The sequence below is a fragment of the Streptomyces sp. NPDC047315 genome, from assembly GCF_040643215.1.
Lineage (GTDB): Bacteria > Actinomycetota > Actinomycetes > Streptomycetales > Streptomycetaceae > Streptomyces.
The window spans coordinates 220427-243336 of sequence record NZ_JBEYTZ010000010.1; the positions used below are offsets into that span (position 1 = coordinate 220427).

The window sequence follows — 22910 nt, forward strand, 5'->3', positions numbered from 1 at the left end:
TTCCGGGCTAGGACTTCGCGATCCGTATCAGGGTCTGCTGCCCGTTCGCGACGAGTGTGCGCTGCTCGCCCCGTACGGCGTACGCCTCCAGCGTGCACACGGTCAGCGTGCGCCCGGCCTTCAGCACGGTCCCGATCGCCTCGATGTGGTCGCCGACGGCCGGCGCGAGCAGGTTGATCTTGTACTCGACGGTGAGGACTTCGGTGTCCTCGGGGAAGAGCGTGTAGGCGGCGTACCCGCCGGCGCTGTCCGCGACGGCGCTGGTGGCCCCGGCGTGGACGTACCCGTTCTGCTGGGTGACCTCCGGCCGGCTGGGCAGCACGATGTGCACGCGCCCGGGCGCGACGTGCGCGAGGCGCGCGCCGAGGTGGGCCATGAGCCCCTGGCGCTCGAAGCTGGCCCGGATGCGCTTGTCGAGGTCGAGGTCGAGGTCGAGGTCAGGGCCGGGGTCGAGCGGTTCGTGGTGCGTCTGGTGTGCCACGGGCTCTCCTTCGCGGGGCGTCACAGGTCCGGCAGTACGTCGGTGAAGAAGGAGTGGTCCCCCGGGAACGTCGGCCGCAACTCCATGAACTCCTCGGCGGTGACCCAGCGGACCTCGCTGACCTCACCCGGGTCGAGGGCCAACTCCCCGCCCTCGATCGCGGCGGTCCACCAGTGCAGGACGAAGTCGCCGTCGTCGGTGGCGCTCTCCCACACCTTCGCCAGCGGAGCCACCCGCAGCCCGAGCTCCTCCTGCACCTCGCGCACCAGCGCGTCCTGTTGCCGCTCGCCCGCCTCGATCGTGCCGGCTGGCGGCGCCCAGTGGCCGGGTTGCCGCGCTTGCGGGCCCCGCAGGATCACCAGGATCCGGCCGGCCTCTTGGAGGACGGCCACCACGGCTTCCCGCTTGACTCCGGTCTTTTCCATGACATGGACACTATCTACGCGTAGGTCTGCCGAGCACCATCACGGCGTGTTGGCCCGCGCCGGCCGGTGCTCGCCTGTGAGGGCGGCTAGAAGAGGTAGGCGCAGGTGCCCTGTGCGACGTTCTTGAGGATGGTGCGCAGCCACGGGCTGCGTACGGCCGGCAGCCGGACCAGGGTGTGCTGGAACGTTTCCCGGTCGGCCCAGAACGAGTGGTTGGGGAGCAGGGGGAGCGGGTCGTCGCGGAGGACGTCCCGGGGCAGGCGGCCGGACGCGGGAACCGGCAAGTACGGCCGGGGGGAGACCAGCCACAGCCACACCCCCAGCGGCAGCGGCACGAGGTACGCCGCTGCGGTCGGGCTGGCGGGGGCCCAGGTCTGACCCGTCTGGGGATGGATCGGTACGAGGAGGATGTCGACGCCCGCGTCCGGGGATGGCTGTCCCGGTCCGGCCAGGACGGCGCGGCGCTCGGGGGCGTCGGCGGGTAGCAGGTCGTCGAGCGCGCGTTGGAAGACGTCCGCGGTCAGACCGGCCGGGACCTCCACCCGCTGCCCTCGGGAGGCGACGAGCAGATGGGCGAGCGCCTTGCCGGCCGCGGCCTCCCACTGCGGACTCCACGACCAGTAGTGGCCCGGCCCCGACCGCCCTCCCCATGTGCCGATCGGCTCGAACGGGGGCGTTCGCTCTCCCCGCTCCGCCAGCTCCGCCCAGGAGAGCGGCGTTGCGTGGACCCCCTCAACGGGGACTCGGTGCACGGCGTCCGGGCTGAGCCGCACCGCCTGCCAGAGCGAACAGTCGTCGATCCTGGTCGCCACGGGCAGGTCGCACGCCAGACAGGCCATGTTGGGCCCGTCGGCTCCGTCGAGGCCGCAGCAGGCACCGCCGCGCTTCTCGGGCACCAGCCGGGTTCCACGGACGTCGCCGGGCGCGATGACGACCTCCCCGGTCGGGTTGTCGGACAGGGCGCGGACCGGCGCGTAAATGCCGCGTGCCTCCGCCTCACCCGGGTCGATCTCGTCCCACATCCGCCACGGCCCGCCCCAGGGGTCCGGGTCCACGGCGAACGTCCCTGACTGCATGAGCACTGGAAGCTGGGCCCCGTTCCCGTACTTCTGACGGGCGTGGACTGGCAGGGCGACCTGGGACAGCGGGCTGGTCAACTCGGCACCGCAGCCCGTACACACGAAAACGAACAAATATCCTCCGTCGGGGAATTAGGCGCATCCTCGCAGTTCGGCGGCGCCGAGCCGACCTGTTTTCCCGGAGGTTGCTTTGAGTCAGTACTACGAAATGGGCGACGAGACCCTGTGGAACCCGTCCAACGGAGCCTCCCGGCTGTTCATGAGCCAAGTGAGCGTCTACCAGACCGAACTGGGACTGCCGTCCGGCATCGGCCCCATGCAGGAAGACGAATGTCAGATCGACCCCGTCGTATTCAAAGAGTTCGTCGACGCCCTGCTCGCGTGGCACAGAAGCACGAGGCACGCGGTCGTGGCGTCGCTGTCCGAGGGCTTCGTTGCCACCGTGCTGGCCCTGGCGGATCGGGCGGACATTGAGGTGTCGGCGGCCCTAACTCCCTCTGAGGGGGCGTGGGCAGCCGCCCTCCAGGACAAGTCGCACGAGCTGAGCCGCATCATGGCGGCCTGAGCCTGAGGGCCCGGCGAAGTCGTCGGATACCAGAAGGTGATGCCCTACGAGGCCAGGCTGCTCGCTCGGATCAGCCCGTGCATACCAGCAGGCCGCCGAGGCAGGTGATCTCGAACGCACCGTCCCGGTCGATGCGGTCCGCGACGATGTGGCGTGCCCGCTCCACGGTGGTCTCGAACGGCACTCCTTGCTGACCTGCCCATGCTCGGTACGAGTTCATGTGGGCGATCACCGGATCTGGCGTTGTCACCCTGATGGTGCCCGGCAGCTCGACCACCGTGACGTCGGAGAAGGCGGTACGGAGCAGGTCGGGTGCCTTCTCCAGGGAGAACCGTGCGCTGAGCGAGAGGCGCTCCGGCCCTTCGTCCACGCCGAGCACGTCGCCTGCGGCGCGCCGCCACAGCCGGTCGAGTTCGGCCTTGTCACGGGCGCCGTTCGTCGAGGCGATCAGGAGCCCGCCGCCGGTCAGGACTCGGCGCAGTTCGGCGACAGCGCTCGGGATGTCCGCGACGTGGTACAGCATGTGCAGCGCGAGCGCCGCGTCCGCGCTCTCGGTGCGCAGGGGCAGGCGGACGGCGTCCGCGACGGCCACCGGCTGAGGTAGGCCCTTGAGAATGCCGGGGGACACGTCGAGCCCCAACAAGTCCAGGTCGGGCCGCTCCTGAGCCAGGCGCGCGAGGAACCTGCCGTTCCCGCAGCCCACGTCGACCACGGTGCCGCGGACGTCGCGCAGGAGGTCGGTGACCATCGCGGGCAGGTCGTAACGCGGGTACTGCCACTGGTAGAGGGACTGGCGGGCGGCGAGGTCGTGCGCGGTCTTGTAGGCGCTCCCGGCCAGGAGGGAGCGGTCGGTGATGCCGGTGGAGTCCTTCACGTCACGCCTTGAGCGCCACGACCTCGGCGAGGCGAGGTGCCAGTTGCTGGACGGCGCGGGTCTTCTCGAAGGGCTTCAGGCGGTGGCGCATCGTCTCGAAGTGCTCGTCGCCGCGTGCGGACGAAAGGTGCTCGTAGTCCGCAAGGAAGCGCGTCCACGCGTCGCACGCGGCGTCCACGTGGCCGTGTTCGAGGTGGCGTTGGGCGAGGACGGCGTGGAAGTGGGCCCGGCCTTGGCGCTCGTGGGCGGGTTGCACCCTGATCGCCTGCTGCGACGCGCTGATCGAGCCGGGAAGGTCCTTGCCCTCGTACAGCACATGGGCCACGTGGAAGGAGTACGCGGCCCGGTCGTACCCGCCGATCGACTCGCGTCGGTCGTCGGCCTTCAACAGGGCCGACTCCGTCGCGGCCAGCAGCCGGCGGGCGCGGCGGTGGTCGCCCACCATCGAAGCGGCGTGGGCCTGTTGGCCCGTGAGGAACGCCCGGAGCCGCGGCCCGGCCTGGGGCGCCGCCTCGGCCGCGGAGTCCGCGAGCTGGAGCGCCCGGGTGCCGTACCCGAGGTGGGAAGCCTGGAGGCTCATGCCCCGCAGGGTGCGGCAGTACGTCAGGTGGTCGCCCGCCCGGGCCGCCAGCTTCAGCGCCTTGACGTAGTAGTCCTGCGCGGTGCCGTGCTCCCGTTCGTACATCGCCATCCAGCCCGTCAGGTACACCAGGTCCGACGCGGCCGACCACATGTCCTTGCGCACCGCGCTGCTGGCCTCCGCCCGTAGCCACGGGACGACCGTGTTGACCAGGAACGCCGCGGCCATCGGGCGGGCGTGGGCGCCGCCGAGTTCGTCGAGGATGTCGGCGATCCGGTCCGTCATCGTGCGCACCGCCGCGACTTGGGCGGCGCCGATGCGTACGGCCCCGGGTACCGAGGGCGGCGCCTTGGTGGCGTGCGAGGCGGCGGCGGAATCGGCGAAGAGCGGCACCGCCAATGCCGCGGAGAACAGACCTGCTGCGGCGACGACGCCACGGCGCGACGGATCCATGTCGGCCCTTCCGAGATCGGCGACTTCTTCCACGGTGTCGACGCCCGGCGCAACAGATCGCGTTCATGGGCCCTCGTGCTCCGAGCGCGCTCCTTCACCGTACCGCTGTGCTCAACCCTGTACATGCGGCTGGAGCTTGACGCCCGACAGCTTCGCCAGCCGCAGCAGCGTCGGATTGCTCCTGAGGTGCAGAGACGAGACGACGCGTAGGACTTCCCGGCCCATCGGGTTCAGCTTCGCCATTTGCGGGGCCGCTTCGTACGCCGCGCTCAGACTCTCCAAGGCGCCGTCGCGGTCGCCGACGTCGAGGCGGGCGCGGGCGATGTTGATGCGAGTGGCGGCGACCCGCGTGGGGGTCAGGCCGGTCAGGGCGGCGTCGATGTCATCGGCGATAAGGAGGGCGTCGCGGGGCATGCCCAGGTCGAGCCGGGTCGCCAGGACGTGCGTCGCGGTGTTCTTGGTGCCGAAGAGCATGCTGTGGCGGTTCCATTCGGCGCCCAACTCCTCTGCGACCTGCCACGCGGAGGCGATGTGGCGTTCGGCTTCCCGCCGGCCCTCCATCTTGTCGCCGACGCGCCCGGCGAGCGTCATTCCGCGGAGGTTGAGCACGCCGACGGCGAAGGCGCGTTCCGGACCGGAGAGTGCGGCCTCGGCGTCCACGATGGCGCGGTCCACCAGGGCGAGCCCGCCTTCGTAGTCCCCGCCGTTCAGATACGCCCCCGCCCGGTCGCGCGCCGCGACCGCGCCCCCGAGCGGATTCGCCTTCTGCTCCACGGCCCACCGCTGCCGGGTGACCGCCAACTCGGCCATGTCCATCCAGCGGTGGCGGGCGGCGACCCAGTACACGGCGCTGTACACCTCGGCGAGCGCCATCCAAGCGTCGGCGGTGTTCACCGCGTACGCGTGCGTCGTTGCTTGCCGCAGCAGCCCGGGCAACTGCTTGAGCAGTGCCCGTACCTCGAAGCCGTCCCGGTACCGCCCGACCCTCGCCACCTCGGCGGCGATCTGCTGTGCGACCGCCGGTTGCCCGTCCGGTGCGTCGTAGTCCCTGAGCGCCGAGCGCAGGTGGGACAGCGACTGCTCGTCGTCGCGGAGTACGGGCGCTCTCCCCAGCACCTCCGCGACGGTCAACCCCATCGCCTTGGCCAAGGCGGCGGCGGTTGCGTGCGTCAGCGTGCGGTCGCCCACCTCGACCTTGGACAGCAGGGAGAGGGAGACGTTCGCCTTCCTTGCGAGCTTGACCTGAGACCACCCACGCGCATTTCGCAGCGCGGCCACGTTCGCCCCAGGCGGCCGTTCACCGGTGCTCATGAGTCTTAGTCTGCCCCAAGAAGTCCCCTTCGATCCGGCAAACGCAGTCGAGCGAGGTGTCCGGGGTCCTGATGTGCATGAGACGTGCAAGGTGCGCTGGACGCCGATGCGTTCACTGGATGTAAACAGGAGACGTCCCGGCTCTCCTGGGAAGTGGACGACAGGGGTCGTGGTGAACGGATCAGAGACCGCGCAGGCCGATGCGCTGCACGCGGTACGGCACGCGCTGGACGCGCTCGGGTGCTGGCGGCTGCGGGAGTGGGCCGAGACGGCGCGGGTCGCCGGGGAAGCGCCGGTGCTCGTGTGGGACGCGCTCAAGGAGACGGGTGCCTGGGGTGAGTTAGCCGAGCACGACCGCGCCGGGCTGCACTGGTGCCTCGCCGACGGGCACCGGATCAGCATGGGGTGGCCGCTGAGCGTCAGCGCGGAGGAGTACCGGGGGCCGATCACCGCGCTCTGCTCCGACGTGGCGTACTTCGCGAGCCGCTGCGACCCCGCGGGCGAGGTCGCCTGGTGGCCCGAGGCCGACGGGGAACGGAGCGATCACGGCTCGCGGGCCGTGGAGTTGTTGCGGCGGTACGAGAAGCTGCCCGTCCTCTGGCGGGCGGCCGTGCTGCGGCGGGTGCACAGCACCCGGAGGCCCGTGCTGATCGCGGGGCCGCCGATGCACCGTTCGTACCCGTCGTTCGTCGAAGTCCTGGACTGGGCCGCCGACCGGGCGGAGCGCGGGGTCGCGCCGCCCGAGCCGGACTATCAGGAACTGCGCACGGTCGACGGGCCCGAACTCGTCAAGCGGATCGGTGAACTGCCCGAGGGGTGGCAGGTCGAGGCGGTGCGGCGGGTCGCCGCGGGCGGGGAACCCGTGGCCGTCGAGTCCGGGGCCCGCAACGCGATCGGCACCGTACGCAGCTACGGAGTGCTGGCGGGTGGCGCGGAGGGGGACGCTGCTTCCCTGTGTCCCTGATGAAGAAGCCCGCCACAGGCGCCGTGCCGTTGTGCAGCAACTCGCCGCGGAGGGGGTGGGTACGGGGGCGAGTGCGAGGTCGGATGCACGGACGACGACATCGGCGACGAGCGCGGGAGCATCGGAACCAGTCGACCGCAGGCGGCCCGGAGCTGGGGCGGGGCCTGCCCGGCAAGGTCCGCCGGGCAGGCCCCTGGCCAGGGGTGGGATCAGCGCTTGAGCGTGAACGTGAAGTCGCCGGAGAGCTTTCCGCTCAGCCGGACTGCCGAAACGAGACTTCCCTCCCCGATCAGTCTTTCGACCTCGGCCCGCGAGAGACCGCAGGCTTCGGCGATCAGGCGCACCGGCCGGACGGGGATCCGCGCCGCGAAGCGCACCGAGACGTCGATCACCGCACGGTCCAGGTGGTCCGATCCGCGGGTGTCGAGGCGCCAGGCGCCGGTCCAGTCGAGGGCGATGCGATTGCGGCGCCGTACGACCGGGTCCTGGAGCAACTCGGCTGCGAGGCCGGAGTCGTTCTCGTGCATCCGGTCCAGCAGCTCGGGCCGTACCGAGCGCACGTTCACCCGCTCCAGGACCGTGAGCTTTGCCGTGTCCCCGCAAGCGGTGCAGAGCACGAGGAGCCAGACGTCGAGGAGCTTGTGGTTTGCGTTGACGCGAAATTTGCCGTTCGCCCGGAAGCGGTCCGACGCGCACGCGTGGCAACGGCGGACGACGGTCGGCAGGCAGGTGGGCATGACCACCCATTCATGGAGCACAGAAGTACACCGGTTTCAGTGAGAAGTCCGCAGCAAAGAGCAGCGCGGCGCAGCAGCGCGACGCGCGACAGGTCAGCTCTCGGGAGGTCTCACACGGTGTACAACGGCACGTCCTTGCCTAGACGACTCGGTTTGACGGCACGGTAACGGCGCACGGCGGTGCCGCCCCACTGGTTTTCGAGCGCCGCACCGCCGGTGCGGTCAGCCCGGGTGCGGTGCGTTGACCTTGGCCACGGGCTGGCCCGGAAGCCCTGACCATCCGTAAGGCAGGCCCTAGGCCCGGCGCGCTCGCCAGACCAGATACAGCGCGGAGGCGAGCGCCGCGGCGCGGACGACCCATGGGCCGGTCGTTGCGATCGCGTCGCCCATCGCGTCTTCGGGCAGGGCCTCGCCCCAGCGGCCGGTGGAGCGGCCCCAGAGCCACACCAGGCCCGCGGTGACCGCTGTTGCGGGGAGGCCGATGACGGCGACCTTCCGTTCCGTGACGGTGAGCTTTCGGGAGGCGTACGCGCACAGCCAGCCGAGACCGAGGGCGAACCAGGAGGTGAACAGGGCGCCGCCGATCAGGAGGAGGGCGGCGAGCAGGAGGAAGGGGTTGCCGAGGCCGGGGGCGGGGGCGGGGGGCTCGTCGTCGGCGGGGCGGCGGCGCAGTCGGGACAGCAGGCCGGGGCGCTGCTGCTCCTCGGTCGCGGCGTCGTCCTCCGCGGCCTCTTCTTCGGTCTCCTCGTCGGCGGCTTCCGGGTCGTCGTCCTTGCGCGGCGGTCGCAGTATCTCCGGGATCTCGACCCCGCCCGTGAAGCCCGCGATCCGTTCGCCCGCGCCGTACGGCTCGGGTTTGACGCTCCACCAGTCGACGTCGGAGTCGGGGCCGGCGGACGGGCCGAGTTCGTCGAGGCCGGCGAGGTGCGGCGGCAGGCCCTGGCGCGGGGGCGCGGGCGGGGCGGGGGGCGCGGCGGGCGAGGTCGGGCGGTCCTTGCGGGGGTTGGGGATCAGCTTGCGCAGGCGCTGGCCGGGGAGGGAGACGCGCGGCTGCTCGGACGCGGCCGAAGGCGCAGAAGTCGCAGAAGACGTCGAAGGGACGGACGGGGACGGCGCGGCCGGGCGCGCCGCGGGCCTCCTCGGGGCGTCCGACGCCGCGTCCACGACCTCCGTCGGCGTGCCGAGCTTGCCGAGGATGCGCCGTACGGACGCGGGGCTGTCCCCGCCCGCGCCCGCCCGCTGCCGGTCGATCTCCCCGCGCAGCGACGACACCAGCTCCATCCGTGCTCCGGACGGCAGTTGACGCTGCTGGGCCAGGTCGCCGACCCGGCTCAAGTAGTCGTAGACGAGCTGGTCGCTCTCGATCCCCACGGACGGTTCCCCTCGGACGCTCCCCTTACCCTGCACCGACGTTAGCGCGGCGCCGGCGCCGCAGCGACTACCGTGGGGCGGATGGGGACCACGCCCGAAGCCACGCCCGGATCGCCTCAAGATCCGCCTGACGGATCACCCAACTGTTCGCCCGACGGATCACCTGAAGGTTCGCCTGCCGGTGCGCCTGATGGCCCGTCCGACGCTCCGTCCTACGGCACACCCGCCCGCGCGCCCGCCCCGAGCGGCCCGCGCACCCTCGCCGACGCCCTGCGCACCCGCGGCGACGACGAACTCGCCGCGCTGCTGCGCACCCGCCCCGACCTGCTGAACCCCGTGCCCGGCGACCTCACGCAGCTCGCGACCCGGGCCGCCACCCGCGCCTCGGTCGTGCGGGCGCTCGACCGGCTGGACCGGTTCGCGCTCCAGACCGCGGAGGCGCTGGCCGTCGCGTCCGAGCCCACCTCGTACGACACCCTCCGCACCCTGCTGACCGGCGACGACGCGGCCGGCGACCCCGACGGCGAGATCACCGCCGCGCTGCCCGGCGCGCTCGGCGCGTTGCGCACCCAGGCCCTGGTGTGGGGCGGTGACGACCGGCTGCGGCTGGTGCGCACCGCCCGCGAACTGCTCACCCCGTCCCCCAGCCGGCCGTCCCCGACCGGCCTCGGGCCCACCGCCGCAGAAGCCACGGCCGGGATGTCGCCGGGCCGGCTCCAGGAGGTCGTCACGGCGGCCGGGCTGCCGTCCACCCACGACCCGGTGTCCGCCGTCGCCGCGCTGACGTCGCTCTTCACGGACCGCACGCGCATGGCGGCGCTCCTCGACACGGCGCCGCCGGGGGCGCTGTCGGTGCTCGACCGGTTGGTGTGGGGACCGCCGTACGGCGAGGTCACCGCCGACCCTGCGCCCCCGGTGCGCTGGCTGCGCGACCGCGGGCTGCTGCTGCCCGCCTCCCCGCGCACGCTCGTCCTGCCGCGCGAGGTCGCGCTGCACCTGCGGGCGGGCCGGGCGCACCGCTCGCCCGAGCCGCTGCCGCCCGAGGTGCGGCCCGCGGTCTCCGCGCTCGCCGCCCGTCCACAGGTTGTGGACAACACGGCGGCGGGCCAGGCCCTGACCGCGCTGTCGACCGTGGAGGACCTGCTCCAGGACTGGCACGAAGGCGGCCCGCAGGTGCTGCGCGCCGGCGGGCTCTCCGTACGGGACCTCAAGCGCACGGCGGTCGCGCTGGACGCCAGCGAGCCGATGGCCGCGTTCTGGGTGGAGTTGGCGTACGTGGCGGGGCTGCTGGCCTCCGACGGCGAGGCCGACGAGGCGTACGCCCCCACGCCCGCCTACGACGACTGGCTGGAGCTGCCCGCGGCGGACCGTTGGGCCGTGCTGGCCGCGGCGTGGCTCACCTCGACCCGTACGTCCGGACTCGTCGGCGACGTCGACGCCAAGGGGCGCACGCTGGCGGCGCTCGGGCCCGGCATCGACCGCGCCGTGGCGCCGGAAGTGCGCCGGCGCGTGCTCACGCTGCTGGGCGCGCTGCCCGAGGCGCAGGCGCCCGACCCGGAAACGCTGCTGGCCCGGCTGCGGTGGGAGCGCCCGTTGCGCGGCCCGGAAGGTGCGCCGGGGCCAGCGGGCTCGGTGGGCTCGGTGGGACCTGCGGGACTCGCGGGTCCTGCGGGGGCGACGGGCGGGATGGACCTCCGGGCCAGGGTCGCGATCTGGACATTGGCGGAGGCGGAGTCCCTGGGCGTGACGGGCCGCGGCGCGCTCGCCTCCCACGCCAGGGCGCTGCTCGCGGCGCTCCGGCCGGCAGGGGAACTTGCAGCGGAAGACGGAGTAGCCGGCGACGGCGCACGCGACGGCGCCGGGGGCGTGGGTGCGGCGGTGCGCGCCGCCGCGGACGCCCTGGCGCCGCTGCTGCCCGCGCCCCTGGACCACGTCCTGCTCCAGGCCGACCTCACCGCCGTCGCCCCCGGCCCCCTTGAGCGCCCGCTCGCCGAGACGCTGGCGGTGCTCGCGGACGTGGAGTCCAAGGGCGGGGCGACGGTGTACCGCTTCACGCCCGGCTCGGTGCGCCGCGCGCTGGACGCCGGCCGGACCGCGGCCGAACTGCACGCCCTGCTGGCCGCCCACTCCCGCACCCCGGTGCCGCAGCCGCTGAGCTATCTGATCGACGACGTGGCCCGCCGCCACGGCCATCTGCGGATCGGCGCGGCATCGGCGTACGTCCGCTGCGACGACGACGCCATGCTCGACGAGATCCTCGCGGACAAGCGCTCGGCGGGGCTGCGGCTGCGCCGGCTGGCCCCGACGGTCGTGGCGTCCAGCGCGGATCCGGCGACGCTGCTGACCGGACTGCGGTCGATGGGGTACGCCCCGGCGGCCGAGTCCGCCGAGGGCGACGTCCTGATCGCCCGCGCCCACGCCCGCCGCACTCCGCCGCGCACGCCCCCGGCGCCGCAGTCCGACGGCCTGCCCGTACCGGACGGCAGGCTGCTGGCCGCGGCGGTGAAGGCGATCAAGGCGGGCGACCTGGCGGCCACGGTGGCGCGCAAGCCGGCGCACGAGCCGGGGAGCGAGCCGGCGCCCACGCCGGCACAGGGCCCCGGGCAGGGGCAGGGGAGGGGTGAACTGCCGCGTACCAGCGCAGCGGAGACCTTGGCCACCGTCCAGGCGGCGGCGATGACGGGTGCCGCGGTGTGGATCGGCTACGTCAACGCGGACGGCGCCGCCAGCCAGCGTGTGATCGCCCCGGTACGGGTCGAGGGCGGCTTCGTCACCGGCTACGACCACACCGCCGACGCGGTCCGCACCTATCCGCTGCACCGGATCACGGGCGTCGCGGAACTGGCGGAGGACTGACCAGACCCGGACCCGGACCCGGACCCGGGAGCGGGAGCGGGCGAGGCACTGGGGCCAGGGCAAGGGAAGGCGCCGCCGTCGGGGGCAACGGCGGCGCCGGTCTGGTTTCGCGTCATTGTGTGGTTGCCGAACGTCATTGCGCAATGAGGCCATAGATTTTCCGGCTCATCACTGCGCGATGGGAAGGCTTTTCCCGTTGCATTGCCGGTGCGGAATTTCGATATCGAATTCATTCGGTGATGGATGGCTCGCGCAGGCATTGAGTGGTACGGGAGCCGGCAACGGTGGTCGGCGGTGATAATCGGGCGATGAGACTCTTCGTCGCCGTCGTGCCGCCCGCGCCGCAACTCGACGAATTGGGCGCCGCGGTGGCGCGCCTCAGAAAGCTGCCCGGAGCGGACGGGCTGCGGTGGACAGGGCGCGGCGGATGGCACTACACCCTGGCTTTCTGCGGCACGGTGTCGGAGGACGTCCTGCCCGAGTTCTCGGAGCGGCTGGGGCGGGCCGCGGGGCGCACCGGAGCGTTCCCGCTGTCGATCAGCGGCGGCGGGCACTTCGGGAACGGCGTGCTGTGGGCGGGCGCCGCGGGCGGCACCGAAGAGCTGCGGCGGCTCGCGGCCCGGGCGGACGCGGCGGCCCGGCGGAGCGGTATCCCGATGGAGGAGCCGCGGCGCTTCACCCCGCACCTCACGCTCGCCCGTGCCCGCCGCCGCGCCGCGGGCCCGACGGCCGACGCCAAGAGCGGCGCGCCGCTCGGCACGTATGCGGACGTGCTGCGCGACTTCGCCGGCACCCCGTGGCGGGTGTCGGAGTTCGTCCTGTTCCGCAGCCATCTGCCGGCCGGCGGGACCCCCGGCGCCGAGCCCCGCTACGAGACCTTGGCCACCTGGCCCCTGGGGGACGCGGGCCGGCTCGAACAGGCGCGTTAACCTCGTGGTGTGAAGACCAAGACCAGGAACCGGATCATGGCCGGTGCGCTCGTGCTGATGTTCGCGATCATTGCGGTGGCGTCCGTGCTCGGCCTGTAGCCCCGAGCAGGCCCAAGGCCCGGACTCCGGGCCAGACCCGGGCCCGGACCCCGAACCGGACGCCTCCGCTAGCCGGACGCCCCCGCCAACCGCCCGTCACCGGACGCAGCACGTCACCAGGCGTACGTCACCGGGTGATACGTCACCAGGCGAACGCCTCCGGCGCCGGACCGACCGGCGGGAAGATCTCCTCCAGCGCCGTCAGCACCTCGTCGCCCAACGTCAACTCGGCCGCCCTTAGCGCGCCCGTCAGCTGCTCCGCCGTCCGCGGCCCCACGATCGGCCCGGTCACCCCGGGACGGGTCAGCAGCCAGGCCAGCGCGACCTCGCCCGGCGCCAGCCCGTGCTTGTCCAGCAGGTCCTCGTACGCCTGGATCCGCTCCCGCACCCCCGGCAGCGCCAGCGTCTCCGCGCCGAGGCCGCTGCCGCGCCGCGTGCCGTAGCCGTCCTTCTTCAAGATCCCGCCGAGCAGCCCGCCGTGCAGCGGCGACCAGGGGATGACCCCGAGGCCGTACTCCTGCGCGGCCGGGATGACCTCCATCTCGGCGCGCCGCTCGAAGAGGTTGTAGATGCACTGTTCGCTCACCAGGCCGAGGGAGCCCCTGCGGCGTGCGGCCTCGTTCGTCTGGGCGATCTTCCAGCCGGGGAAGTTGGACGAGCCGGCGTAGAGGATCTTGCCCTGCTGGACCAGGGTGTCGAGCGCCTGCCAGATCTCGTCGACCGGGGTGTTCCGGTCCACGTGGTGGAACTGGTACAGGTCGATGCGATCGGTCTGGAGCCGCTTGAGGCTGGCGTCGACCGCGCGTCGGACGTTGTACGCGGAGAGCTTGTCGTGGTTGGGCCACTGGGTGCCGTTCGCCCCCACGTGGCCGTACACCTTCGTCGCGAGCACGATCTTGTCGCGTCGCCGCTCGCCGCCCCGGGAGAGCCAGTTGCCGATGATCGTCTCGGTGCGGCCCCGGTGCTCGGGACCGCCGTAGGTGTTGGAGGTGTCGAAGAAGTTGACGCCGGCTTCGAGCGCGGCGTCCATGATCGCGTGGCTGTGCGTTTCGTCGGTGTGCGGCCCGAAGTTCATCGTCCCGAGGACGATGCGGCTGACCTTGAGTCCGGTACGTCCCAGCTGCGTGTACTCCATGGGTGCATAGCCAACTGTGTGGAGCGGGCCGTAGGCAAGACGTATTTACCCTTGCCAGCCCGGTCAATTGCGATGGAACGCCCGACGGAAGACATGTCGCAGGTCTGCTACACAAGAGTGGTCGTCGGTTGACGAATCAGGTCGAATCTCGTCATCCTGGCTCGGCCGCGCAGCCATTGCGTGTTTGACGTCACATCAGGGCGGGGGAACCGGCGGAGTCCGGATGCGCTCTGACTGCCTGACCACCACAGAGGATTCGTCCACATGCCCGAGATCTCCATTGTCGTTCCGTGTTTCAACGAGAGCGAGGTGATCGAGACCTTCCACACCACGCTTGTCACCACGCTGGAGTCGGCCCTGACCACGGCCGCGTCCACCGACTCGGCCGAGCCCGGCGCCAAGTCCGGTGCAAAGTCCGGTGCCACGGCCGCATCCGGCGACGTGAACGACGCACCGACCGACAGCCCGACCGACAGCCCTGCCGGCGTACGAACCAGCGCACCTGCCGGCGTACGAACCGGCGTGCGAACCGGCGCACCTGCCGGCGGCCCGACCCGTGCGCCGTCCGCCGCCCGCGCGAGCTTCGAGATCTGCTACGTCGACGACGGCAGCGCCGACGGCACCCGTGACCTGCTGCGCAAGCTCGCCGACTCCGACCCGCGCGCCCGCTACACCTCCTTCAGCCGCAACTTCGGCAAGGAGTCCGCGATGCTCGCCGGACTGCGCATGGCGCACGGCGACGCCGTCGTCATCATGGACGCCGACCTCCAGCACCCGCCGTCCCTCGTGCCCCGGATGCTGGAGCTGCACCGGCACGGTTATGACCAGGTGATCGCCCAACGCGACCGCGCCGGCGAAGGCGTGCTCCGCACCGCGCTCAGCCAGGCGTACTACCGGCTGGTGCGCCGCTTCATGGACGTCGAGGTCATCGACGGCGCCGGTGACTTCCGACTGCTGTCCCGGCGCGCGGTGGACGCCCTGCTCACGCTCCCCGAGAGCAACCGCTTCTCCAAGGGGCTGTTCTCCTGGATCGGCTTCGACACCGTCACCTTCGACTACCGGAACCAGCAGCGCGCGGCCGGCAGTTCGAAGTGGGGCGGGCGCCGACTGCTGAACTACGGCATCGACGGACTGCTCTCCTTCAACAGCCGCCCGCTGCGGTTGGCCATCCACGCCGGGCTGTGGCTGGTGCTCTCCGCGCTCGCGTACGCCGCGTGGATCGTCGTCAACGTCATCGTCAGCGGTGTCGACACCCCCGGTTACGCCACCCTCATCGCCGCGATGGTCGGCCTCGGCGGCATCCAGATCGCCACGCTCGGCGTGATCGGGGAGTATGTGGGGCGGATCTACCACGAGTCGAAGCGGCGACCGCACTACGTGGTCCGGGAGACGGACCTGACCGGCGGGCCGCCCGGCTCCGTGCCCGACTCGCCGGACTCCCTGACCGGCCCCCTGCTGGAGGCCGCGAGCGCCCGGCCCCGCCCCCTGCACGAGAGGCAGCCCTGACGATGAGCGTCGACGCGTCCGCGAACGCGGCGGACGAGGCAGCGCGGAAGGCGAACGCGGCCCGTGGCGAGGCGGGTGACGACCCGGCGCCCGGCGCCGGCCCCGAGCGGCCCGCGATCTGGCCCCTCGCGCTCGCCGCGCTGCCGCTCGGACTGCTCGCCCTCGCCATGTGGTTCGGCCGGCACGTGCGGCCCAGCGCCGACGAGTGGTGCTTCCTGCCGCAGGTCCGCGAGGACGGCATGTGGGGCCTGGTCCACACCTTCTACTTCACCGACAACGGCCGCCTCGCCAACGGCATCCTGGTCGGCGCGTACACGAAGTTCCCCGTCGCCGGCCACCAGTGGTACGGCCTGGTCAGCGGGGCGCTGATGCTGGTGCTGCTGTGGGCGGTGGTCGCGCAGGTGCTGGCCAGGGCGGGGCAGCGGGTGCCGCGCGGGGTGCCGCTGCTGGTCGCGGCGATGATCAGCGCGGTGTTCCTGTTCGCCACGCCCAACACGTACAAGACGTTCTACTGGCCGGCCGCGTCCGTCTCGCACACCCTCGCGCCGGTGCTCGCGGTCGCCGCCGCCGTGCCGCTGCTGCGCGCGCACGACCGGCGCAGCCGCGTCGCCGCGCTCGCGGTCGTCGTCCTCGCCGGCGTCTTCATGGGCACCCTCTCCGAAGAGGCGTCCGTGGTGGCGCTGGTGGTGCTCTCCTGCGCGGTCGTCTTCGCCGGGCTGTTCTTCGTGGAGCGGGTGCGCCGCTTCGTCCGGATCTGGTCCCTGGCGGGCATGGCCGGCATCGCCGTCGGCACCCTGGTGCTCTTCACCTCTCCGGGCTCGCGCAACCGCCGCAACCGCTTCGACGCGGAGAGCACGTCGATGCTCGCGCCGGAGTCCCTGGAGGGCGCCCTGCGCGGATACGTCCGCATCCTCGGCACGGTCTTCGGCACCTGGCAGTACGTGGGCGCGGTCGCCGCCGGCGTCATCATCGGGCTGCTGGCCCGGCGCCGTTCGGGCACCTCGCGGGTGCTGCTGCCGGCCCGCCCGCTGCCGCTGCTCGGGCTGGGCGCCGCGGCGTTCCTGGCCGCGGGCTACCTGTGCACGGTGATCACGTACCCGGTGTTCGGCCCGCGGGTCGTCACCACGGAGCGCACCTGGAACGACTACCTGCTGATGTACGTGTTCCTGCTGGTGGCCGCGGGCGCGTTCCTGGGCCGCTGGCTGCGGTTGCGGCTGGAGCGGGGCGCCTCGGAGGCCGGGCGCCGGCCGGCGCTCGCGCTGACCGCGGTCGCCGCGGCGGTCTGCGCGGTCACCGTCGCGGGCCTCACTGCGCCGCTGCTCGACCTGGGCCGCGACATGCGCACCCGGGCCGAGCTGTGGGACCGTCAGGACGCGTATCTCCGGGACGGGGCGGCGCGCGGCGAGACGGAGATGCCGTACACCCCGACGAAGGTCGGCCGCATGCTGGAGCCCTTCGGCGCCAACGGCACGAAGCTCTGGCCCGGGCAGTGCGTCGCCGAGTGGTACGACCTGGACAAGGTCACCTACTCGAAGCACTTCCAGGCACCGTAGCCACCCGCTGGTCCCGCGTTCGCGTGTGTCTTTGGACGGAGCTGCCGTAGTCCTGCGGGGCGCGTTGGTCCCTGCGGCCCGCCTGTGGTTGTTCGCGCAGTTCCCCGCGCCCCTAAAACCCTCGTCCGTCTGCGGCCCGGTGGTGGGTTGTTCGCGCAGTTCATCCCCCTGTGCCCTACGGGCACGGGAGACCCCTCAGCGCCCCTGTTTCGCTGCCCCGTCACTCGCCTGCGGCTGGGGCGCTGGTCTTTAGGGGCGCGGGGAACTGCGCGACAAGCCCACCACCCGGCCGGTAGAAACCAACGCATCCCGCAGGGAAACGGCGGTGGTGTCAGGGGCTCGCCCAGGAGTACGGGGCGCCCAGGCCCCACGCCTGGTGCAGGGTCGTTGCGAAGGTCGCGGCTAGTCTTTGTTCGCCCGTGGGGCCGGGGTGGGTGCCGTCGTACGTGTCGACGTCGAGGTCGTAACCGTCCGGCGGGGACGCCAGCAGCAGCGGCGACGCCGGCTCGTCCAGGTCCGCCACCGCCTTCGCCAGCAGCTCGTTGAAGCGAGCGCACTCCGCCGCGAAGGGCGCGTCCGTGCGGGCGCGGACGTTCGGGATCACCGGCAGCAGCACCATCCGCAGCCGCGGCGCCGCGGCCCGTGCCCCGGCCACGAAGCGGCGCACGTTGACCGCGGTCTGCGCGCTGTCGGTGTAGAAGCCGAGGTCTATCAGGCCCAGCGAGACCAGCAGGACGTCCGGTCGGTGCTCGGCGACGGCCGCCCCGACGACGGGCGCGAAGTGCAGCCAGCCCTCGCCCCAGCCCGCGAGGTGGCGGCGCGCATCCGCGGGGAAGGCGGGGTCGGCGTACGCGGTGGACACCGGCGCGTCGGCCGCCGGCTCGTACAACCCGCTGCGCGGCCCCACGATCTCGGGCGGCTCGGGGAAGGATGAGGAGCTCAGGTGCTGCCACATCCGGTAGCGCCAGGTGTAGTCGCCGGCGCGTCCGATGGTCATGGAGTCGCCGACGAACATAAAACGCATGGGGGTCATGATGTCCGAAGCCGCAGGTGGGACGCGATGTGAGAACGACCACGACCACGACCACGGCGCCGGCGTCGAGGTCGGCGGTGCGATCCGGGTGAGCCGGCTGGACCTGGGGCACTTCATCAGGCCGGCCGCCGAGACGGGCACCGGCCACCCGCGCGCCGAGCCCGTCTTCGCCCATCTCGTACGCCATCCGCGCGGGTTCCTGCTCTTCGACTCCGGCATCGGCGCGGGCGACGCGGAGGCCGATGCGCACTACCGGCCGCACCGCAGGTCGCTGCCGGCCGCGCTGGCGGCGGAGGGCGTGGCCGTCGAAGAGATCGCGATGGTGGTGAACTGCCACCTCCACTTCGACCACCTGGGCGGCAACCCGCTCTTCCCGGGCGTCCCGATCGTCGTCCAACGTACGGAACTGGCCACCGCCCGCGCCGGCGACCACACCATCGACGCGCTCGTGGACTTCCCGGGCGCGGTGTACGAGGAGGTCGACGGCGAGGTCGAGCCGTGGCCGGGGCTGCGGATCGTGCCGACGCCGGGCCACACGCCCGGTCACCAGTCGCTGTGGGTGGAGCGTCCGGGCGGCGGCTCGGTGCTGCTGGCGGGGCAGGCGTACGACTTCGCCTCCGAGTACGCCGCGGCGGAGCTGGCGCGCCGGGTCGTGGCCGAGGGCCTGGCGCCGCCGCTGCCGCCGTACCGCCCCTGGCTGGACCGGATCGCCCGGCTCGCGCCCCGCACCGTGTGCTTCGCCCACGACGCGGCCGTGTACGTCCCGCCGCCGGGCGGCGCGCCGCGTGCGCTTCGCCCATGACACGGCTGTGTACCAGGGCGGCGGCGCAGCCGTCTGACGCGGGCCCCGCCCCGCGCGGGATGGCAGGCTTGGTGCATGCGTTCGCTTCCGTACGTCGCCGGTGCCGCCGCCCTCGCGCTCTGCGTGCTGCCGGCCGCCTCCCCGGCCCTCGCCGCCGAGCCCGACTCCGAGTTCACCTTCCAGGACTCCCGGATCACGGAGTCCAGCGGGCTCGCGGCCAGCCGGGCGCACCCCGGCGTCTACTGGACGCACAACGACCAGGACGAGCCGCGGGTGTTCGCGGTGGACTCGCGGACGGGCAAGACGGTCGCGACGGTGACGCTGAAGGGCGTGGGCAAGCCGCGGGACATGGAGGCGATCTCCGTGGGCGCCGACGGGAAGGTGTACGTCGGCGACATCGGGGACAACCGCAACGGCACGTGGGACCACGTGTGGATCTACACCTTCCCCGAGCCGGCCGAGCTGCGGGACACCACCGTGCGCGCCACCCAGTACACGGTGCAGTACGAGGACGGGCCGCGGGACGCGGAAGCGCTGATGGTGCACCCCAAGACCGGGCGGGTGTACATCGCGTCGAAGAACGGGGAGGGCGGCGGGCTCTACGAGGGCCCGCACCCGCTGCGCGCCAAGGGCACCAACGTCTTCAAGAAGATCGGCGAGGTGCCGTGGGTGACGGACGGCTCGTTCTCGCCCGACGGGACGCGGCTGGTGCTGCGCTCGTACTTCTCCGCGCGGGGCTACGAGTGGGGGTCGGACGGCCGCCTCGGCGCCGACTACCGGGTGAAGGCGCCGGTGCAGCAGCAGTCCGAGGGCGTCTCGTACACCGCGGACGGCAAGGGGCTGATGTTCAGCTCCGAGGGCGAGCGCGCCGAGGTGCGGAAGGTGAAGGTCGAGGGCGGCGGGGACGACGGCAAGGCGTCGAAGGGCGGCGGTGCGGCGGCGGGCGACGACGCCGACGAGGGCAAGGTGCCGGCCAAGGCGGCGTACGGCGTGGTCGTGCTGGGGCTGGCGGCCCTGCTGTTCTTCGGCGTACGACGCCTGTTCAGGCGGGGCTGACGGGGCCGGCAGGGCTGACGGGACCGGCGGCACCGGCAGGGCTGACGGCGCGGGCGCGCGTCACGCCGCGCTCGGCGGCCCTTCCGTCCGCCGCGCCACCGTCGCGTCCAGGCCGTCGAGCAGCAGCGCCAGGCCGAACTCGAAGTGGTCGAACTCCTCGCTGAAGGTGTCGTCGTCCATCGTCGCCATCATCGGGTAGTCCCCGCTCTTCATCGCGCGCTCCAGGAACGGCCGTTGCGCCGTCCAGAACTCGTCGTGCCCCAGGCCGGTCTCTTCGACGGCGTCGTTCGCGTCGGCGTCCATCCGCACGATGCCGGTGACCAGGCTCTGCACGGAGATGATCACCGAGATCTTCTCGGCGTCGCGCAGTTGGAGGCCCTGGAGGCCGGTCAGTGCGGCCTCCAGGCTGCGCAGGGCGCTGGGGCCGAGGACGGTGCGCGCCTGGTTCACCCGCAGCAGCCAGGGGTGCTTCAGGTAGAGGTCGCGATAGCCGCGGGCCACGCTCTCGACGGCCGCGCGCCAGTCGGTGACCGCGCCGTCGGACGACGGTTCCCCGGTCTCGGGCGCACTGACCCGGTCGAGCATCAGGTCCAGCAGTTCGGCCTTGCCGGGGACGTAGCGGTACAGGGACATCGTGCCGGTGCCCAGCTCGGAGGCGATCCGGCGCATGGAGACCGCGGCGATGCCGTCCGAGTCCGCGACGGCGATGGCGGCGGCCACGATCGTGTCGAGCGCGAGTCCCGGTTTGGGGCCGCGGCTGGGTCGCTCCGCCGTGCCCCACAAGAGCTCCAGGCTGCGGGCGATGTCACCGCTGCCGCTCGTCTCGGTCGTCATGTCCGTCACTTTATTCCTCCTGTCGTTCCTGCCGGTCCCGGCCCCTGGGTAGCCGTGCGTTTTAAAACTGGGTACAACGTACTCTTTTTCGGGTACGCTGTACGCACTGGTGGGGATCCGCTTCTGCACCAGGAGGAACCTGGAGGGACACGTGATGGGAAACGGCGGGCGCGACCGGAGCGCCGCGCGCAGCGAGTACTCGGTCGTCGCCGAGTCCGTCGACAAGAAGTACGGACAGAAGCGCGCCCTGGACGGCCTGGACCTCACGGTTCGCAAGGGCACCGTGCACGGTCTGCTGGGGCCCAACGGCGCCGGCAAGACCACCGCGGTCCGGGTGCTGGCCACGCTGCTCAAGTTCGACGCCGGACGCGCCGAGGTCGCCGGCCTCGACGTGGCCCGCGACCCCCGCGGCGTACGCCGCCGCATCGGGCTGACCGGGCAGTACGCGGCCGTGGACGAGGTGATGTCCGGCCGGCAGAACCTGGAGATGTTCGGCCGCCTCTTCCACCTCGACGGCAGGCGGGCCGCGCGCCGCGCCACCGAACTGCTGGAGCAGTTCGACCTGGCGGACGCGGCGGACAAGTCCGCCGGCAAGTACAGCGGCGGCATGCGCCGGCGCCTGGACCTGGCGTCGTCGATGATCCTGGCGCCCGAGGTGCTCTTCCTCGACGAGCCGACGACCGGGCTCGACCCGCGCGGCCGTGGCGAGGTCTGGCAGGCCGTGCGGGACCTGGTGGCCGGCGGCACGACCGTGCTGCTCACCACCCAGTACCTGGAGGAGGCCGACAAGCTCGCCTCCCGCATCACCGTCATCGACAACGGCCGGGCGATCGCCGACGACACCCCCGACGGGCTGAAGTCCACCGTCGGCGGCGACCGCATCGAAGTCGTCGTCGCCGACGCGGACGGGCTGGACGCCGCCTGGAAGGCGGTCGCCAGGGTCGCCACCGGCGTCCCCGAGATGGACCGGCAGGAACTGCGCGTCCACGCCGCCGTCGCGGACCGGGTAGCCGCCCTGACCGACGTGGCGCGCACCCTCCAGGACGAGGGCGTCGCCGTGGAGGACCTCGGGCTGCGCAGGCCGAGCCTGGACGACGTCTTCATGCGGCTGACGGGCCACCGCACCGGTGACGAGCAGGACCAGCCGAACCAGCAGAAGAAGAAGGAGGTGGCCGCGGCATGAGCGCCACGACCGTCAAGACCGTCAAGGCCGGCGCTGCCGTCGACGTCGAACGGGTCGATCTGACCGTGCACGCCGACGGGCGCGAGCGCCGCGCCTACTGGGCCGTCGTGGACTGCTGGAGCGTGGTGCGCCGGGGGTTCTTCAACTACCAGCGCCAGCCGCTCGCCATCGTCTGGCAGCTGGGCTTCCCGATCCTGTCCGTCCTGCTGTACGCGTACGTCTTCGGCGGCGCGATGAAGTCACCGGGCGGCGACTACCGCGACTACCTGATGCCGGGCATGTTCGTGATGACCATGGCCTTCGGCTTCATGGGCACCGCGATGACCGTCGTCGTCGACGCGAACAAGGGCGTCATCGACCGCTTCCGCTCCATGCCGATGTCGCCGTCCGCGGTGGTCTCCGGCCGCGGGGTCACCGACCTCTTCGTCGCCGCCGCCGAGTTGACGATCCTCGCCCTCACCGCGCTGCTCATCGGTTGGCGTTCGGACGGCGGCTTCCTGGGCACCCTCAGCGCCTTCGGACTGCTGATGCTGCTGCGCTTCGCGCTGATCTGGGTCGGCGTGTGGCTCGGGCTGATGCTGCCGAACCAGGAGGCCGCCGGCGGGCTGTACGCGGTCGTCTTCCCGCTCACCATGGTCTCCAGCATCTTCGTCCCGCCGTCCTCCATGCCGGACTGGCTGGGCACGGTCGCGGCGTGGAACCCGATCTCGTCGACCGCCGGCGCCACCCGCGAACTGTTCGGGAACCCGGTCGCCAGCGACGGGAGCTGGATCCAGGAGAACGCGGTCCTGATGGCGACGGTCTGGCCGCTGGCGATCACCGCGATCTTCCTGCCGCTGGCGGTGCGCCGCTTCCAGCGACTCAGCCGGTGAGAGTCCTGCGTCGGCAGCCGCGGTCTCGCCGTGCGGCCGGCGAGGTTCGGCGTCTGCGGCCCGTCTGTGGCTTGTCGCGCAGTTCCGCCCCCTACGCCCAGAGGGCGTGGGGGGACCCCCAGCGCCCAAAACCTCCTGCCCCGCCCCGCAGAAGACCGACGGGAGCAGCACATCAGGGGCGCTGGGGGCGGAACTGCGCGACAAGCCCACCA

At 72.4% G+C, this 22910-nt stretch carries 20 protein-coding genes and 1 pseudogene; 10 read left to right on the forward strand and 11 right to left on the reverse strand.

Going from position 1 to position 22910, the window contains the following annotated elements; all coding sequences use genetic code 11:
• Nucleotides 1-7: 7 nt before the first annotated feature.
• The 3 genes from ABZ842_RS14590 to ABZ842_RS14600 all read right to left on the reverse strand — a co-directional run bounded on the left by ABZ842_RS14590 (nucleotide 8) and on the right by ABZ842_RS14600 (nucleotide 2099).
• Nucleotides 8-376 carry a PaaI family thioesterase gene (locus ABZ842_RS14590; RefSeq protein WP_361536924.1) on the reverse strand — a complete coding sequence of 123 codons (369 nt, stop codon included), beginning with the start codon at nucleotides 374-376 and terminating at the stop codon, nucleotides 8-10.
• Between the two features lie 125 nt (nucleotides 377-501).
• On the reverse strand, nucleotides 502-906 hold the full coding sequence (locus ABZ842_RS14595; RefSeq protein ID WP_361536804.1) for an NUDIX hydrolase: 405 nt from the start codon (nucleotides 904-906) through the stop codon (nucleotides 502-504).
• An 86-nt stretch (nucleotides 907-992) separates the two neighbouring features.
• A complete protein-coding gene (locus tag ABZ842_RS14600; protein ID WP_361536806.1) occupies nucleotides 993-2099 on the reverse strand; it encodes a hypothetical protein in 1107 nt (368 codons plus the stop codon).
• Between the two features lie 76 nt (nucleotides 2100-2175).
• Here ABZ842_RS14600 and ABZ842_RS14605 point away from each other — a divergent pair, with 76 nt between their 5' ends.
• A complete protein-coding gene (locus ABZ842_RS14605) occupies nucleotides 2176-2550 on the forward strand; it encodes a DUF6086 family protein (protein ID WP_361536808.1) in 375 nt (124 codons plus the stop codon).
• A 70-nt stretch (nucleotides 2551-2620) separates the two neighbouring features.
• Here the strand turns inward: ABZ842_RS14605 and ABZ842_RS14610 are convergent, their stop codons facing one another.
• From ABZ842_RS14610 to ABZ842_RS14620, 3 genes and pseudogenes are all read right to left on the reverse strand, one after another.
• On the reverse strand, nucleotides 2621-3424 hold the full coding sequence (locus tag ABZ842_RS14610) for a class I SAM-dependent methyltransferase (protein WP_361536810.1): 804 nt from the start codon (nucleotides 3422-3424) through the stop codon (nucleotides 2621-2623).
• A gap of 1 nt (nucleotide 3425) precedes the next feature.
• Nucleotides 3426-4499, reverse strand: a pseudogene (locus ABZ842_RS14615) (hypothetical protein); the annotation flags it as partial.
• 69 nt (nucleotides 4500-4568) lie between these two features.
• Complete coding sequence (locus ABZ842_RS14620; RefSeq protein WP_361536812.1) at nucleotides 4569-5768, reverse strand: helix-turn-helix transcriptional regulator; 1200 nt, start codon at nucleotides 5766-5768, stop codon at nucleotides 4569-4571.
• 172 nt (nucleotides 5769-5940) lie between these two features.
• Between ABZ842_RS14620 and ABZ842_RS14625 the strand changes: the two genes are divergently transcribed.
• Complete coding sequence (locus ABZ842_RS14625) at nucleotides 5941-6732, forward strand: hypothetical protein (protein ID WP_361536814.1); 792 nt, start codon at nucleotides 5941-5943, stop codon at nucleotides 6730-6732.
• Nucleotides 6733-6941: 209 nt separating this feature from the next.
• Here ABZ842_RS14625 and ABZ842_RS14630 read toward each other — a convergent pair whose 3' ends face one another.
• Entirely contained in the window at nucleotides 6942-7490 is a 549-nt protein-coding gene (locus ABZ842_RS14630) for a DUF1062 domain-containing protein (RefSeq protein ID WP_361536816.1), read from the reverse strand.
• Between the two features lie 273 nt (nucleotides 7491-7763).
• Nucleotides 7764-8840, reverse strand: coding sequence for a hypothetical protein (locus tag ABZ842_RS14635; RefSeq protein ID WP_361536818.1), 1077 nt, complete (start codon nucleotides 8838-8840; stop codon nucleotides 7764-7766).
• 81 nt (nucleotides 8841-8921) lie between these two features.
• Between ABZ842_RS14635 and ABZ842_RS14640 the strand changes: the two genes are divergently transcribed.
• A complete protein-coding gene (locus tag ABZ842_RS14640; protein WP_361536820.1) occupies nucleotides 8922-11696 on the forward strand; it encodes a helicase-associated domain-containing protein in 2775 nt (924 codons plus the stop codon).
• Nucleotides 11697-12004: 308 nt separating this feature from the next.
• Entirely contained in the window at nucleotides 12005-12625 is a 621-nt protein-coding gene (gene thpR, locus ABZ842_RS14645; protein WP_361536822.1) for an RNA 2',3'-cyclic phosphodiesterase, read from the forward strand.
• Between the two features lie 241 nt (nucleotides 12626-12866).
• Here thpR and ABZ842_RS14650 read toward each other — a convergent pair whose 3' ends face one another.
• Complete coding sequence (locus tag ABZ842_RS14650) at nucleotides 12867-13859, reverse strand: aldo/keto reductase (protein ID WP_361536824.1); 993 nt, start codon at nucleotides 13857-13859, stop codon at nucleotides 12867-12869.
• Between the two features lie 264 nt (nucleotides 13860-14123).
• On the opposite strand from ABZ842_RS14650, the gene ABZ842_RS14655 reads away from it, so the two are divergent.
• Together ABZ842_RS14655 and ABZ842_RS14660 are read left to right on the forward strand one after the other, a co-directional pair.
• Nucleotides 14124-15365, forward strand: coding sequence for a glycosyltransferase (locus tag ABZ842_RS14655; RefSeq protein ID WP_361536826.1), 1242 nt, complete (start codon nucleotides 14124-14126; stop codon nucleotides 15363-15365).
• Nucleotides 15366-15367: 2 nt separating this feature from the next.
• Nucleotides 15368-16918: a DUF6056 family protein gene (locus ABZ842_RS14660; protein ID WP_361536828.1), complete on the forward strand. Its 1551-nt coding sequence runs from the start codon at nucleotides 15368-15370 to the stop codon at nucleotides 16916-16918.
• A 331-nt stretch (nucleotides 16919-17249) separates the two neighbouring features.
• Here the strand turns inward: ABZ842_RS14660 and ABZ842_RS14665 are convergent, their stop codons facing one another.
• Nucleotides 17250-17942: a GDSL-type esterase/lipase family protein gene (locus ABZ842_RS14665; RefSeq protein WP_361536830.1), complete on the reverse strand. Its 693-nt coding sequence runs from the start codon at nucleotides 17940-17942 to the stop codon at nucleotides 17250-17252.
• Between ABZ842_RS14665 and ABZ842_RS14670 the strand changes: the two genes are divergently transcribed.
• Together ABZ842_RS14670 and ABZ842_RS14675 are read left to right on the forward strand one after the other, a co-directional pair.
• The gene (locus tag ABZ842_RS14670; protein WP_361536832.1) at nucleotides 17941-18753 is read left to right on the forward strand and encodes an N-acyl homoserine lactonase family protein; all 813 of its coding nucleotides are present in this window, start codon (nucleotides 17941-17943) and stop codon (nucleotides 18751-18753) included. The genes ABZ842_RS14665 and ABZ842_RS14670 overlap by 2 nt on opposite strands.
• Before the next feature lie 75 nt (nucleotides 18754-18828).
• Nucleotides 18829-19809 carry a WD40 repeat domain-containing protein gene (locus ABZ842_RS14675; protein WP_361536834.1) on the forward strand — a complete coding sequence of 327 codons (981 nt, stop codon included), beginning with the start codon at nucleotides 18829-18831 and terminating at the stop codon, nucleotides 19807-19809.
• 60 nt (nucleotides 19810-19869) lie between these two features.
• Here ABZ842_RS14675 and ABZ842_RS14680 read toward each other — a convergent pair whose 3' ends face one another.
• Complete coding sequence (locus ABZ842_RS14680) at nucleotides 19870-20643, reverse strand: TetR/AcrR family transcriptional regulator (protein WP_361536836.1); 774 nt, start codon at nucleotides 20641-20643, stop codon at nucleotides 19870-19872.
• 154 nt (nucleotides 20644-20797) lie between these two features.
• Here ABZ842_RS14680 and ABZ842_RS14685 point away from each other — a divergent pair, with 154 nt between their 5' ends.
• Nucleotides 20798-21826 (forward strand): ATP-binding cassette domain-containing protein, encoded by a 1029-nt coding sequence (locus ABZ842_RS14685; protein ID WP_361536838.1) that lies wholly within the window; start codon nucleotides 20798-20800, stop codon nucleotides 21824-21826.
• Complete coding sequence (locus ABZ842_RS14690; protein WP_361536840.1) at nucleotides 21823-22698, forward strand: ABC transporter permease; 876 nt, start codon at nucleotides 21823-21825, stop codon at nucleotides 22696-22698. The genes ABZ842_RS14685 and ABZ842_RS14690 overlap by 4 nt, the downstream gene beginning before the upstream one ends.
• The last annotated feature ends 212 nt before the right edge of the window (nucleotides 22699-22910 follow it).

Bases quoted from the DNA above. Each gene is read 5' to 3' on its own strand.
- ABZ842_RS14590 (WP_361536924.1), bottom strand. From the start codon at position 376: ATGGCCCACCTCGGCGCGCGCCTCGCGCACGTCGCGCCCGGGCGCGTG.
- ABZ842_RS14595 (WP_361536804.1), bottom strand. From the start codon at position 906: ATGGAAAAGACCGGAGTCAAGCGGGAAGCCGTGGTGGCCGTCCTCCAA.
- ABZ842_RS14620 (WP_361536812.1), bottom strand. From the start codon at position 5,768: ATGAGCACCGGTGAACGGCCGCCTGGGGCGAACGTGGCCGCGCTGCGA.
- ABZ842_RS14640 (WP_361536820.1), top strand. From the start codon at position 8,922: ATGGGGACCACGCCCGAAGCCACGCCCGGATCGCCTCAAGATCCGCCT.
- thpR (WP_361536822.1), top strand. From the start codon at position 12,005: ATGAGACTCTTCGTCGCCGTCGTGCCGCCCGCGCCGCAACTCGACGAA.
- ABZ842_RS14650 (WP_361536824.1), bottom strand. From the start codon at position 13,859: ATGGAGTACACGCAGCTGGGACGTACCGGACTCAAGGTCAGCCGCATC.
- ABZ842_RS14655 (WP_361536826.1), top strand. From the start codon at position 14,124: ATGCCCGAGATCTCCATTGTCGTTCCGTGTTTCAACGAGAGCGAGGTG.
- ABZ842_RS14660 (WP_361536828.1), top strand. From the start codon at position 15,368: ATGAGCGTCGACGCGTCCGCGAACGCGGCGGACGAGGCAGCGCGGAAG.
- ABZ842_RS14670 (WP_361536832.1), top strand. From the start codon at position 17,941: ATGGGGGTCATGATGTCCGAAGCCGCAGGTGGGACGCGATGTGAGAAC.
- ABZ842_RS14665 (WP_361536830.1), bottom strand. From the start codon at position 17,942: ATGCGTTTTATGTTCGTCGGCGACTCCATGACCATCGGACGCGCCGGC.
- ABZ842_RS14675 (WP_361536834.1), top strand. From the start codon at position 18,829: ATGCGTTCGCTTCCGTACGTCGCCGGTGCCGCCGCCCTCGCGCTCTGC.
- ABZ842_RS14680 (WP_361536836.1), bottom strand. From the start codon at position 20,643: ATGACGACCGAGACGAGCGGCAGCGGTGACATCGCCCGCAGCCTGGAG.
- ABZ842_RS14685 (WP_361536838.1), top strand. From the start codon at position 20,798: ATGGGAAACGGCGGGCGCGACCGGAGCGCCGCGCGCAGCGAGTACTCG.
- ABZ842_RS14690 (WP_361536840.1), top strand. From the start codon at position 21,823: ATGAGCGCCACGACCGTCAAGACCGTCAAGGCCGGCGCTGCCGTCGAC.